Genomic DNA, 13,291 nt, shown 5'->3' with positions numbered 1-13,291 from the left:
CTGCCCGTTAATGCGGGATAAAGCTACTCCCTTCCTCATATTAGGAAGGGAGTTTTTCTATGGATCTAAAAAATATTTCTCAATAAAATTCACCCTGAATTTACGAAATTTTTATAATTTTCATCTTTTTTATCCTTCTAAAATTAGCTAGAGTAATAATTAACTAGAGTAATAAGAAGAAACTTCCATCAGTTGGGCCCGACTGATTTTTAGTGCAGAAACAAACAACTCATTTTATTATGATTAGGAGGATTATTATGAAGAAAAACAAATGGCTGAACCTTACATTAGCAACAGGAATTACTTTAAGTATGGCTACCATATTTAGTACAAAAACTTTTGCTGAAAGTGCTGTGGATCCAGCTCCAGAGATTTCTGCAAAAATTGTCAATGAAAATGCTGGAAAAAAAGTACTATTTGATAATACGCACGGGCAAACAGCAGGAACAGCTGATTGGGTTATTGATGGAGGATTTTCTGATTTTGGAAACGGTATTGCAAACAAAGGCTTTTTTGTAAAAGAACTTCGTAAATCAACATCTATTACGTATGATGACTTAAAAGATTACAATATGTTTATCATTCCAGAAGCAAATATTCCCTACAAAAAATCAGAACAAGATGCCATGCTGCAATATGTAAAAAATGGCGGTAGTATCTTTTTTATCGCTGATCACTATAATGCTGATCGTAATAAAAACCGCTGGGATTCCTCAGAGGTTTTCAACGGATATCGCCGCGGGGCATGGGATAATCCGGCAAAAGGTATGTCTATAACAGAAGCATCTTCATCAGCTATGCAAGGTGTAGAAAGTTCAAACTGGCTTTCTGATAACTTTGGCATACGCTTTCGCTATAACGCAATCGGTGATGTTTCTACAAATAGAATTGAAACACCAGATCAATCCTTTGGAATTACTGCAGGGGTTACATCCGTTGCTATGCACGCTGGATCAACACTTGCAATTACAAACCCTAAATTAGCAAAAGGAATTGTCTACTTACCAGAAAATTTACCAAAATGGAGCAGTGCAGTTGATAGTGGTGTATATAATGGCGGCGGCATTGCTGAAGGGCCTTACGTTGCTATTGCAAAGGTTGGATTAGGAAAAGCTGCTTTTATCGGTGACTCTTCACCAGTTGAAGATGCAACGCCAAAATATGTTCGAGAAGATACTGGTCTGTCAAAAAAAACATACGATGGATATAAAGAAGAGAGCGACGCTACTTTATTGACCAATATTGTAAATTGGCTTTCTGTACAAGAAACATATACAAGTTTAGATCAAGTAAATGGATTACAATTAGACAAACCAACACAATTGCAAGCATTTGAAGAACCAAGTGCGTCAACTGAGCCGCAGCCAGAACCTTGGAGCGCTCCTAATGCAGGATATCAATGGTTTAATTCAAGTACATTTAAACCGGGTTCATATGGCTATAATGGAAGTATCTCAACAAGTGACTATAGCTTTATCCATCCTAGTATCCTTCCAAACAGCGGTATATTCCAAATTAAAGTACAAGCAAATCATTTATTACCAAACACGACTTACAATAGTTACTCTTTAGGTATTTATACAAGTAGTGGTGCACAAGTAGCAAAAATTCAAAACGCAAATGGTACTTGGCCTTCTTCCTATGGTTATAGCAATTCCTTTTCCCTTACTACTAATAACCAAGGTTCTGCTGAAAAAATACTCAATGTACAAATTGCACCTAATACAGTAGGCCAAGCTACTTTACGTCTTCGTCAAAATACAACTGCAAAAATAAGTGAAACGGTTGTAATTGGAACACCTACAATAAAGTGAAGCTTTCATCAGTTAGGGGATTCTTCATTCCCCACTGATGGGAAACTCTCACTAATCGTGCACATGCCAGCAGCTATTCCCCACCTGTCTTCTTCGATTCTCTCTTAACCTTGAGGTCGGGGCTTACTGCCCACGAATAGCGGGATAAAAACAGCCCCCTTTTCTTATGAAAAGGGGGTCTCTTTATACATAAACACTTTTTCTTGGTTTGTATTTTCCATTTTTAATTTCTTCCAAAAAATCTACCTTTATTGACTTTTAATAGTTAACAAGATAAACTATTAAATATATAAAACTATTAACTTTATTTTTTGTCAGGAGGAATTATATATGGAAGCTGCCATACACCTTGATGAGAAACAACAGCAAAAAAAGAAGCATCCTCCAGGTTTATACTTACTCTTCTTCACAGAAATGTGGGAAAGATTTAGTTATTACGGATTACGAGGGTTATTAACATTATATTTAACAACAGCCTTAATAAACGGTGGTCTTGGGTTTAGTAAAAGCTGGGCACTTACGATTTACGGTTTTTATACAGGAGCTTGTTATTTCACCCCAATGATTGGTGGATTCTTAACAGATCGTTATCTTGGTAAACGATTAGCTATTACACTCGGCGGTATAACAATTGCACTTGGTAACCTTACGTTATTTGCTCTGCAAAGCCAATTAGGACTATACCTCGGATTAGCGCTCATTATTATGGGGAACGGTTTCTTTAAACCAAATATTTCTACTCTTGTCGGAGAGTTATATGCAGAAAATGATTCGCGCCGTGATAGTGCCTTTACGATTTTCTATATGGGAATTAATGTAGGTTCATTCCTTGCTCCACTCGTTTGTGGATATTTATCAGAAGATTTGTTTAAAACAACAGTAGATGGCGCTATTCATTATGGTTTCCGATATGGATTTTTAGCTGCGTCCATCGGGATGATTGTGGGGCAAATTTTATTCACAACATTATCCAATCGTTTTCTTGGTGACATTGGTAAAAAACCGACAGCAGCTTTACAAACAGGAACAGGCAACAAAACAGCTGGAAATACACCATTAACAAAAAAAGAAAAACAGAATACAGCGGTTATTATCATTATAACGTGTTTCGTTGTTTTCTTCTGGGCTGGATTTGAACAAGCTGGTAGTTCTTTAACTTTATATACAAATAGCTTTGTAGATCGTACTGTATTCGGTTGGGAAATTCCAACATCTTGGTTTCAGTCTGTAAACCCACTATTTATTATTTTATTAGCACCAATTGTTTCAGCACTTTGGGCAAAGCTCGCTTCTACAAAACGCGGTGATCTTAAAATTCCAACAAAAATGGGTCTCGGTATGATTTTACTTGGAATTGGTTATATGGTTCTTCTTGTCGCTACATTAAAAACAGGAAGTAATGAACAAGACATTACAGAAAAAGCAAATCTGCTCTTTATTGTCTTTACTTACTTATTCCATACGTTAGGTGAATTGTTCTTATCCCCAGTTGGACTATCAATGGTAAGTGCTCTCGCTCCTGTCAAACTCGCATCTTTATTAATGGGTGTTTGGTTCGCAAGCACAGGTGTCGCTAATATTTTAGGCGGACAGTTAGCAAATCTCACAACTTCATTAGGTTATTCAGAAATATTTGCTGTTATTGGAGCTGCCGCTATTTTCTTAGGATGTATCTTACTATTAATTTCAAAAAAATTAGTGAAAATGATGGAATAAAGTGAAACTTCCATTCGGAGATGCTTTTCCTCCGAATGGTTAGTTGAACCATTCGGGCTTTTACGAGCAGTTATCCCCCGCCTATCTTCTTCGATTTTGTCTCAACCTTGAGGTGAGTCGCAAATAGCGGGATAAAAAAGATGAGGGTGCAACCCCTCATCTTTTTTATTAACTATTTACTTTCTTCACCTGCACTAAATTCCCAGACACTACAAATCGTTTCGAATTATCAAGCACAGATGCGCACGTAATGAGCGTCACTTCATCCTTTCCGTGATCTTCAACTACTTCCCATTTATCCGGTGTGACTTCTGTTACCTGTTGTACCGCATACTCATACTCATTTTCACTATCATATAAATATACTTTATCGTTCTTTTTTAATTTCGAAATATCGCTAAATAATACACCTTTTTTCGACATATTATGTCCTGCTAATGCGTAATTCCCTTTTCCCATCTCTTCTTTCTCTTTTACCGTTGCTGCACCTGATAATAAATTCTTCTCTGTCGAAGAATTTAGAATTGGTAGCTCTAATCCAATGGTTGGAATAGCCATGTGGCCGATAACTTGTCTTTTATCTAATGAAGCATTTGCCACATCTGCTAAATCTGGCTGTTTTATTTTAGAAGCATCAACAAATTTCGTTTCTTGTTTTTCGTACTTCATTTTTTTAACAGCTTGTATATTTTTGTCTTGCATCTTTCCAGCTTTGTAACCATCATAAAATGGTTTTGCAATTAAAATACCACCTACGACAAATAATAGAAATGCTAATATACTATAAATCCTTTTTTTATTCATGCCCCAATTCCTTTCTCTCACAAAATTCCCTTTATATAAAATGATAAAATAAGAATGCTAGATATACAAGTAACATACGAAAGACAAAGTAAGCAGCACTTCCTAATGCGGAATAAAGTGAAACTTCCATCGGCAGTGGATCTTACCGTCCGTAAAATCCCGATTGGGCGGGCTTTCCATAAGTGTGGGATAAAGCCCCCCACTTATAGAAGTTACACTTTATTAGACTCCTTTTAATGATTCCTGTCGCAATATTCTCATTCTCTAAACTTAATATCATGATAAAAGTAATTTGTAACCCTCTCTTATGAAGTTCATTAAATTTTTGTAAAAACTCAGGAGAACCTTCTACATTTTAAGTACATGTAAAAGATGTGCCAAAGCACATCTTTTACACAACCTTATTACGATATAAAGAAATATGAAATATTGTTATTTGGATTAGTAAAACGAAGAATAATACGTATAACGGATATTCTGGAATGTTTCGATTGAATAGTGGATAGAAAACTAACAAAGCAGCTGCGAAAGGCATAATAAACCATAATGAAAGAAGGGTAGTGCGACACGCTTTCGCAGTTAATATTTCTTCTCTCTCATCTTCATTTGGAAATAATAACGGAAATGTCCAAAATGATAATTTCTTATATTTCTTTTTTTGTGCCTTGTAACCAATGAATACACCTACCGCTATAATCAATATCAATATAATTGGCGTTATATTCATCGTAACAGTCCACGTTTGCTTTTCAGTACGTATGATGTTTGCAAGATCCATAATGACATGAAAATACTCAACAAATGCCCAACTCGCTATAGCAAGTATACATATGTTTATTACATAAGAAAGACCAATTCTATTCATTTTTTTCTTCCTCCTTTTGTAATACAAATACTTCTTCCATCTGTAGCCCAAACACATCACAAATCATGAGCGCTAATAATAATGATGGCACATAATCCCCTTTTTCAATAGCAGCAATGGTTTGTCTTGTTACACCCACTTTTTCAGCCAACACACTTTGTGAAAAATGAAAACGAGCTCGTAATTCTTTTACTCGATTGCAAATGGTCAATTTTACCACCTCTTACCATTATTGTATGCTAAACTTTACAAAATGTAAACTCAACTTAACATTAAATGATAAAAAAACCTACTTTGCTTATTGCAAAGTAGGTTTTTTTTAATAAATGATAACACGAACTTGTCTTCTTCCCCAAGATTCAGAGGATGCTTTATCTGGCTTTAATACATCAATTCTATATCCTTGGATAGCACTACCAGTATCAGCAGCAATCGCATCTCCATATCCTTCAACCCATACGTGTGAGCCCAATGGAATAACTTTTGGATCAACAGCAATTAATTTCATATTTGGATTTGCCGTTAAATCATAGTGTCCCCAAGCAGAATATACATGTTCACCTTGCGAATTCCCATTTTCACTTGGATCATTTGTGTAAGCTGTAGCCTCTACAAAAATCTCACGGCCTCCGCCTTTAGCTGGTTTGTCTGATCCTGGTTGGCTTTGGTTTTGGTTTTGACCTTGGCTTTGGCTTGCTTTTGGAGCAGCAGCAGCTTCTGAAGCTTTTGCACGCTCTGCAGCAGCTGCTGATGCTGCAGCTTGCTCACGGGCAATTGTATCTTGAACGCTCTTCATATCTGCTTCAATCTGTGCTTTTTCTTGTGCAGCAAGCGTCAGTTGACTTGAAATTTCATTATATTTTGTTTGCACAGCCTGTAAGTTTTCTTGGCGTTTCTTTAAATTCTCTTGTAACTCATTCTGTGCCTTTGCTAATTTTTGTTTATCTACTTCTAAAGATTTTTCTTTTTCATCAATTACTTTTTTATCAGCTTCGATTTGACGAAGATCTTGTTCTTGTAAACGAAGAATCTCTTTATCTGCATCCATAATTGTAGAAACCGCATTCATACGTTCTAAGAGATCTGCAATATTTTTTGAATCCACAATTACGTCCACTACTAAACTCGTATTTGAACTCTCTTGAACAGAGACCATACGTTTTTTCATAATATCTTTACGCATAAGTACTTTATCTTCTAACGCAATAATCTCTTTCTTTTTTTGTTCAATTTGTTTATTTGTTTCATCAATTTTATGCTGAATTTGGTCTTGCTCTGTTTTATTTTTAGAAATTGTATCATTTAAATCTTTCAATTCTTTTTGAATACCTTCAATGTCTTTCATTACAGCTTGTTGTTCTTGCTCTTTTTGCTGAATGGTATTGTTATTTTGCTGCAATTGCTGCTGCATGTTGTTTAATTTATCGTCGTTTGACTCAGCTTTTACAGCAACTGTACTAGAAAAACAAATGAATCCAGCTAATACAACGCTACTGATACGCTTAAAATAGTTCATAATCCGACTCCCTTCATATACAGTTATACAATATTTGTTTTACAGTTTGTTTACAAACTCATTAAATACAGTTTATTTTTCATGGATAAAAATAACAATTTCTAAAAAAATGCAATAAACACATTTGGATATTTTTAAAATTTTATATGTATATATTTAAAAATAATGCTACAATTTTAATATAAAGTGAAACTTTCATCAGTGAGTTTTTTCCTTCATCTCCACCGATAGAAAGCCTTCATCAATCGAGCTCTTACGGGCCTTTGTTATCTCTCACCTATTCTCATTATCTTGAGGTGGGAGTCTTACTGCCCGCGAATAGCGGGATAAAATGAAACTTCTATAAGCAAAATCTTATTATCTATTAACAAAGGAAATAGCAAATCATAAAAGCTTGGGGAGATTATTATGTTTACAAAAACAAAATCACTAGAAAAAGAAATTGCTCAATTACAAACTCAAGTACAAGAGTTAGAACAACAGCTCTATCAAAAAGAACAAGAACATCAAAGTGTTATCACTTCATTACATGAAAATGTATTAACGATTGTAAGCGAACATGAAGAAATCAATCAGCAACATCATACATTACAAAATTTAATTCACCAATTAAGTGATTGCTTTAACAACGTTACAACACAAACAAATCATTCCAATACTATTAATAGTGATATGCTTCAAAAAGAGCAAGGACTTATTCAAGCTATTGAAGAAATCGTAACATGTTCCAATGAAGGGAAAGATTCTGTTCACGGATTACTGACTGTTATTAACAAATTAGGCGAGCAATCGCAACGTACATCTAATAGTATGAATCATTTAAGCGAACGCTCAAAAGAAATTGAACAAATCGTGGAAGTAATTCAAAATATTGCTGCACAAACAAATCTACTTGCTTTAAATGCAAGTATTGAAGCTGCTCGTGCTGGCGAACACGGAAAAGGATTTGCAGTCGTTGCTAATGAAGTTCGAAAACTTGCAGAAAGCACTGCAGAAAGTACAAAAAATATTGGAGATTTAACAAAGAAAATTCAAGAAGAAATTGAAAAGGCATATGAAAATACAAAAGATAATCTTCATCTCGTCGATGAGGGTGTTGAAGTAAGTGCAGATACAAATGCAAGAATTGAAAAAATATTAATGATGGTACAAACGTTACAAACAGGTGCTACAAGTGTCATTGAATCAATTGAGGAACAAAAGCATTGTAACGAAGACATATTACGTGAATTTACAAAAACACAGCATATGTTCCAAAAATTAAATGACATGATGATAAAACACATTAATGATGCCCAAAAAGTTGATACAAAATTATCTATAAGTCTAGGAGAAATAATTGTAACGAAAAAATAATAATATCAAGCCTACTAAAAAGAGCACTGAAGCAATATAGCTTCAGTGCTCTTCATAATTAATATACTTTCTTTTCTTGGCAATATAAACGAATGACATGTTCATTTTTATGAGATACATCATGTGTTAAACGGATAATAATAAAATTACGTTTTTCTTTTTCCTCATGGAAAAAAATTTGTTCCCCTTCTTTAAAGTACCACATACTATCAAACGTTGTTATATAACCCCCATGTACCAAAAACAGCTCATATTTCATAGTTTGTTATCCCTCCCCTAGACAGAATTCGTCATTAAAAAATTTATTAACTCATATATTTAAATTATAAGCTTTTTAAAATTGAATTCAATGTTATTTGTTATATTTTACTAATCATTAAGTAAAGTGAAGCTTCCATCAGTGGGGGTTTTTTTATCCCCAACCTATCTTCTTCGATTCTCTCTCAATCTTGAGATGGGGATCTTATTGCTCGTTAATGCGAGATAAAACACCTTTCGTTAACTATAACTGTATTCCCCTATGTCTCAGTTAATATAAAAAAAGACCAAATACTTAAAGAATGAGTATTTAGTCTTCCTATAAGTCATTATTGATTTACATACGTATCAAACCATAAATGAATATAACCAGCTGTAACGCGCTGCGCTTCCATTAAGCGTTTTCCTGTCACCGGTGTCACTTCTGCACGCCATTTATCTGCATATGTTTGAGATACAGCTGCTTTTACAAACCAATCTTTTGTCGTATCGTTCACGATACCAGGATAATCTTGTTTAGCCGCTCCTGCTGCTCCTTGAATCCAATCTTCTGGGTTTGCCCCTTTCCAATTCCAATATCCACTACTATCTGAAACTATATAGTTATTCTTTATTGTATCAACAAAATTTTCGTATTTAGAATGGAAACCCATTGGATAAGAAAGATTCGTAAAGTTTGCTGCATGCATTGGCTGATTTACATCTCCTAAATAATGAAGCGATAATCCTAAATAGAAGAATGCTTGTTTCATATCTTGATTTTTGTATGCTTCACCAGCAAGTTTAAAATATTTTGTACCTGTTTCTTTTGCCTGCTTCGCAAAAGGAATATATGTTTTTCCAGTATCCGGATCGTAAAAATGAGAAGCATATGTATTATTATCATAATAAGGATTCTCGTAATCAGCAGAATAAATACCATTCTCTAAATCAGTACGCCACTCATTTAATAAAGCAGTTTCATTCGGCTTCACAATCGCTGTATTACGAGACATGATATCAATTGCACGATTTACAATCCACAAATGAGTGCTAACTCCCTCATTATGCTTGTCCTCAGCTGACCATCTTAAGATCGGTGCAGGACTTTCACTACTATTTGTTTGCGCAAACACTACACTTTGAACTGGTGCAGCTAAAGCAACCATAGCTGCTAGTGCTAATACTTTCTTTTTCATACAAAATCCTCCCATTTTATATTTATGTATGAAGTAGAACTTCTGATGTTATTTGGTGAATCTATTATAAGAATATCCTATCCTTTCATAATTTCCTATTGAGAAAATAAAATATATAGATATGTATAACTAAGTGACTTTATATAAGTTCGACTGTTGTAATTCAGTCTAAATATAATAAGGAAATATTAATTTAATACAAACAAATCGATAAAATAATGTAAATATTTCGAAAATATACTATTCTTTATTCCACTCCCTTTTAACAAGTTATACAAATTTCCAAACATAACAACTTAATTTCATTGCAGTGAAAAATAGCATTATGCCATAATAGCAAAAGAGAGGTGAAAAGTTTGAAATACTTTATTTATTTTATTGTTATCATTGCATTTTTAGATACATTTTCGCAATTACCAATTATGAGCACATACGCGCAAAGTCTTGGAGGAACCCCTCTTATTATTGGTCTTGTCGTTGGAATGTACTCATTTGCAAATATGATTGGCAATATTATTGCAGGTGCGTCTGTTGATAAATATGGAGCAAAAAAAGTTCTTTCTATTAGTATGGCATTTACGAGTCTCATAGTCTTATTGTATACCGTTGTCCAAAACGGCGAACAGCTTATTATTGTTCGTTTTCTACACGGATTTAGTGACGGCTTCTTAATACCAGCTGCCTTTACTTTCTTATCAAAGCAGACAGAAGCAACAAAGCAAGGGAAAGCAATGGCTTTATCTGGTGCAGCTGTTGGAACAGCAGCTATCGTCGGTCCTGCTTTCAGCGGGATTATGAAAGCAACCGCAGGTATACATTGGGTCTTTATTACAATTTCTATCCTAATGGTACTTGGTACACTTGTTTCGCTCTTCTTGTTGCCAAATCATATAACAAGAACAAATCCATTACAGAAACAAATATTGAGCAAAGAAGAAATGCTTGGATTATTAAAATCTGAACCGTTATTACAATCATACATCGGTGCCTTTACGTTAATGTTCTCACAAGGAATTGTCACATATATGTTACCTATGAAAGTAGAAGCTTTAGGACTTAAATCATCCTTAACAGGAATGATGCTTAGTGTCTTTGGAATCACCGCAATCCTCTTCTTCTTACTACCAACAAACCGTATATACGATTACTTTAACCGTCAAAAAATGATGGTCATCGGTATTGCAGTTATGGCATTTACATTATCGTTACTTGGTATATTTACAACAAAAAGCATGCTCTTTGTCGTTATGATCATTTACGGAATTGGATTTGCAATTCTCTTTCCTTCTATTAACGCCTTACTTGTTGAAAATACTACAGAAGATAATCGCGGAAAAGCATTCGGATTATTTTATGCGTTTTTCTCACTCGGTGTCGTTGCCGGATCATTTACAGTTGGGGCAATTGGCGCATCGCCGAGCGTAAGCTTTGTAATTGGAACAGCTTTCTTGCTTACATTTGCTTCAATGATTTATGTAAGAGGGAGATTAAAAAAAACAATGGTGGGCTAGACTCCACCATTGTTTTTTTATCATATCGATACAATCCATTTGCTGAAAACTGCACAAATACCAGTCATGTTTCGACAATTCCCTAGGAAATATTCAATTCTCCTACAAAATCCGTTAGAAACTCATAAAAAAACGATTCAACTCGAAAGTTGAACCGCTTTATACAAAATTATTTTCCTTGTGTTTTTTCCCAATCTGCTAAAAACTTTTCAATTCCTTGATCTGTTAATGGATGTTTCACTAATGAAGCAATAACATTTGCTGGAATTGTTGCAATGTGCGCACCATTTAATGCTGCGTCTGTTACGTGTACAGAGTGGCGAACAGATGCTGCAATAATTTCTGTTTTAATGTCATGAATTGCAAAAATATCTGCGATTTGACGAATTAGATCCATACCATTGTGACCAATATCATCTAAGCGGCCTAAAAATGGTGATACATATGTTGCACCAGAACGTGCAGCCATTAATGCTTGTACAGCTGAGAATACTAATGTTACGTTTGTACGAATGCCTAAATCAGCAAATGCTTTTACAGCTTTTAAACCTTCTGTTGTCATCGGTACTTTTACAACAACGTTAGGTGCAATCTTCGCTAATTCTTTTCCTTCTTCAATCATTTTGTCTGCTTCTAAGCTAATAACTTCTGCACTTACAGGGCCTTCTACAACACTGCAAATTTCACGAATGCGTTCATGAAAATCTACGCCTTCTTTTGCAACAAGAGATGGATTCGTTGTTACACCTGCTAATACGCCAAGAGCATTTGCCTCTTTAATTTCTTCAATGTTTGCTGTATCAATAAAAAATTTCATGTTTTTTTCTTCCTTTCTGAATTCGAGTATATGTTTATTTTTGCTTAATAAGGCTTAATTCAACCAAAATAATTTTTTTACTTTTTTTCTTCTCTTTTTTCCTTTTCCACACTTACTGCTGACGCAACTGCTTTGGAATCTGTTAAGATGATACCGGTTACATATACGCTTTTTTGAATGACATTTTCTGCATCATTTTGTACATCAACTACTATTCATTTAACGCCAATATCTGCTATCACCTCTGCTTCTTCATGTCTACCAATACGTTGATTTTCTTTAAAATCAAGTACAGTATAACAACAGCAGTTATCCTCGTTATATCTCATACAGAAATATCAAAGCAACAACTAAGACCAGTGATCAGACGTCTGTCCATATAAACAAGTGTAAAGCTCCTAAAAAACATCATTGTTGATAAAAGTTGCTACTTCCCCTTTCTCAAGGATAACACCGTTTATAATTCCCATTATAAGAACAGCAAGTAATTCCATTCCTATTGCAAAGAATGAATTCATACCAACAAAAAGTGTACATAGTAATGCTAAAATAGAACCTACTAATAAGTCAATACCTCAAAGTTAAAATTACGCTAAAAGTCATAATTTTAAATGTATTTGACTGTTCAATATATACTAATTAAAACTTCACCATCCTACAATCATTTGCACTTCTCTTACTTTATCTCGTGATGGCATTCCACCTTGAGCTCCTAATTTTGTTACAGAAAGCCCTGCTGCAATGTTTGCAAAATGAACCGCTTTTTGCAGTTCTTCTCCTTCTGCAATCGCAACTGCTAATGCACCGTTAAATGTATCTCCAGCTCCTGTCGTATCGACAACTTCAACAGAAATACTTGGTACATGAACAATCTCTGTTCCATTATGGAATCGAACACCTTTTCTGCCTTCTGTCATTAACAATTTATTAGGATATTTTGCAAGTAATGATTCGATTGGTGACGTGAAATCATCTAAAACAACTCGGCATTCATGTTCATTTGGCGTAATGTACGTTGCCTTTTGCAGCACTTCCTCTGGCAGTACTTGTGCTGGAGCTGGATTTAAAATTACTGGAATTTGATGTTCTTCACAAATTTTTAGTACATACTTTACTGTTTCGAGTGGGATTTCTAACTGCAAAACAACCATATCCGCTTTCGTAAGAAGATCTTTTGCATGATTTACAATTTGCTCACTTACAAGACGATTTGCACCTTGTACAACAATGATACTATTATCTTCTTCAGCCAATACAATATGGGCAATTCCTGTTGTTTCATTTGTAATCGTTTCCACATAATCAATAAAAATACGTTCATTCTCTAAATTTTTCCGAACAAACTCTCCGTAATTATCATTTCCAATCGCTCCAACCATCGCAATATTTGCGCCTAAACGTGCTGCAGCTACAGCTTGGTTTGCCCCTTTTCCACCTGGAACAGTATGAAAAGCTT

At 34.7% G+C, this 13,291-nt stretch carries 11 protein-coding genes and 2 pseudogenes; 4 read left to right on the top strand and 9 right to left on the bottom strand.

Going from position 1 to position 13,291, the window contains the following annotated elements:
* Positions 1-257 precede the first annotated feature (257 nt).
* Together ACFQZ1_RS14360 and ACFQZ1_RS14355 are read left to right on the top strand one after the other, a co-directional pair.
* Positions 258-1,814: a DNA-binding protein gene (locus ACFQZ1_RS14360; protein WP_377882863.1), complete on the top strand. Its 1,557-nt coding sequence runs from the start codon at positions 258-260 to the stop codon at positions 1,812-1,814.
* A gap of 330 nt (positions 1,815-2,144) precedes the next feature.
* Complete coding sequence (locus tag ACFQZ1_RS14355) at positions 2,145-3,530, top strand: peptide MFS transporter (protein WP_377882861.1); 1,386 nt, start codon at positions 2,145-2,147, stop codon at positions 3,528-3,530.
* 168 nt (positions 3,531-3,698) lie between these two features.
* Here ACFQZ1_RS14355 and ACFQZ1_RS14350 read toward each other — a convergent pair whose 3' ends face one another.
* From ACFQZ1_RS14350 to ACFQZ1_RS14335, 4 genes are all read right to left on the bottom strand, one after another.
* Positions 3,699-4,334: a class A sortase gene (locus tag ACFQZ1_RS14350; RefSeq protein ID WP_377882860.1), complete on the bottom strand. Its 636-nt coding sequence runs from the start codon at positions 4,332-4,334 to the stop codon at positions 3,699-3,701.
* A gap of 391 nt (positions 4,335-4,725) precedes the next feature.
* On the bottom strand, positions 4,726-5,199 hold the full coding sequence (locus ACFQZ1_RS14345) for a DUF2178 domain-containing protein (RefSeq protein WP_377882859.1): 474 nt from the start codon (positions 5,197-5,199) through the stop codon (positions 4,726-4,728).
* Positions 5,192-5,410: a helix-turn-helix transcriptional regulator gene (locus ACFQZ1_RS14340; protein ID WP_377882858.1), complete on the bottom strand. Its 219-nt coding sequence runs from the start codon at positions 5,408-5,410 to the stop codon at positions 5,192-5,194. Before ACFQZ1_RS14340 ends, ACFQZ1_RS14345 begins: the two co-directional genes overlap by 8 nt.
* Positions 5,411-5,518: 108 nt before the next feature.
* Entirely contained in the window at positions 5,519-6,715 is a 1,197-nt protein-coding gene (locus ACFQZ1_RS14335) for a PcsB-like coiled-coil domain-containing protein (RefSeq protein ID WP_377882857.1), read from the bottom strand.
* A gap of 819 nt (positions 6,716-7,534) precedes the next feature.
* On the opposite strand from ACFQZ1_RS14335, the pseudogene ACFQZ1_RS14330 reads away from it, so the two are divergent.
* A pseudogene (locus tag ACFQZ1_RS14330) lies at positions 7,535-8,071 on the top strand (methyl-accepting chemotaxis protein); the annotation flags it as partial.
* Between the two features lie 58 nt (positions 8,072-8,129).
* Here the strand turns inward: ACFQZ1_RS14330 and ACFQZ1_RS14325 are convergent.
* A complete protein-coding gene (locus tag ACFQZ1_RS14325; RefSeq protein WP_377882856.1) occupies positions 8,130-8,330 on the bottom strand; it encodes a hypothetical protein in 201 nt (66 codons plus the stop codon).
* A 328-nt stretch (positions 8,331-8,658) separates the two neighbouring features.
* Positions 8,659-9,507 (bottom strand): phospholipase C, encoded by an 849-nt coding sequence (locus ACFQZ1_RS14320; protein WP_377882855.1) that lies wholly within the window; start codon positions 9,505-9,507, stop codon positions 8,659-8,661.
* Between the two features lie 356 nt (positions 9,508-9,863).
* Between ACFQZ1_RS14320 and ACFQZ1_RS14315 the strand changes: the two genes are divergently transcribed.
* Entirely contained in the window at positions 9,864-11,018 is a 1,155-nt protein-coding gene (locus ACFQZ1_RS14315; protein WP_377882854.1) for an MFS transporter, read from the top strand.
* A gap of 169 nt (positions 11,019-11,187) precedes the next feature.
* Here the strand turns inward: ACFQZ1_RS14315 and fsa are convergent, their stop codons facing one another.
* The 3 genes and pseudogenes from fsa to rbsK all read right to left on the bottom strand — a co-directional run.
* Positions 11,188-11,835, bottom strand: a complete 648-nt coding sequence (gene fsa / locus ACFQZ1_RS14310) for a fructose-6-phosphate aldolase (protein ID WP_377882853.1) — start codon at positions 11,833-11,835, stop codon at positions 11,188-11,190.
* Between the two features lie 352 nt (positions 11,836-12,187).
* A pseudogene (gene rbsC, locus ACFQZ1_RS14305) lies at positions 12,188-12,410 on the bottom strand (ribose ABC transporter permease); the annotation flags it as partial.
* 72 nt (positions 12,411-12,482) lie between these two features.
* On the bottom strand, positions 12,483-13,291 hold an 809-nt coding region (rbsK, locus tag ACFQZ1_RS14300), incomplete at its 5' end, for a ribokinase (protein WP_377882852.1).

The sequence above is a fragment of the Bacillus sp. CGMCC 1.60114 genome (assembly GCF_042676365.1).
GTDB classification, from domain to species: domain Bacteria; phylum Bacillota; class Bacilli; order Bacillales; family Bacillaceae_G; genus Bacillus_A; species Bacillus_A rhizoplanae_A.
The sequence above is the reverse complement of the archived record's forward strand: the minus strand, read 5'-3'. Positions and strand labels throughout refer to the sequence as shown.

What these genes read in the sequence shown, in the direction of transcription:
- ACFQZ1_RS14360 (WP_377882863.1), top strand. Translation starts at nt 258, where the DNA reads ATGAAGAAAAACAAATGGCTGAACCTTACATTAGCAACAGGAATTACT.
- ACFQZ1_RS14355 (WP_377882861.1), top strand. Translation starts at nt 2,145, where the DNA reads ATGGAAGCTGCCATACACCTTGATGAGAAACAACAGCAAAAAAAGAAG.
- ACFQZ1_RS14350 (WP_377882860.1), bottom strand. Translation starts at nt 4,334, where the DNA reads ATGAATAAAAAAAGGATTTATAGTATATTAGCATTTCTATTATTTGTC.
- ACFQZ1_RS14345 (WP_377882859.1), bottom strand. Translation starts at nt 5,199, where the DNA reads ATGAATAGAATTGGTCTTTCTTATGTAATAAACATATGTATACTTGCT.
- ACFQZ1_RS14335 (WP_377882857.1), bottom strand. Translation starts at nt 6,715, where the DNA reads ATGAACTATTTTAAGCGTATCAGTAGCGTTGTATTAGCTGGATTCATT.
- ACFQZ1_RS14325 (WP_377882856.1), bottom strand. Translation starts at nt 8,330, where the DNA reads ATGAAATATGAGCTGTTTTTGGTACATGGGGGTTATATAACAACGTTT.
- ACFQZ1_RS14320 (WP_377882855.1), bottom strand. Translation starts at nt 9,507, where the DNA reads ATGAAAAAGAAAGTATTAGCACTAGCAGCTATGGTTGCTTTAGCTGCA.
- fsa (WP_377882853.1), bottom strand. Translation starts at nt 11,835, where the DNA reads ATGAAATTTTTTATTGATACAGCAAACATTGAAGAAATTAAAGAGGCA.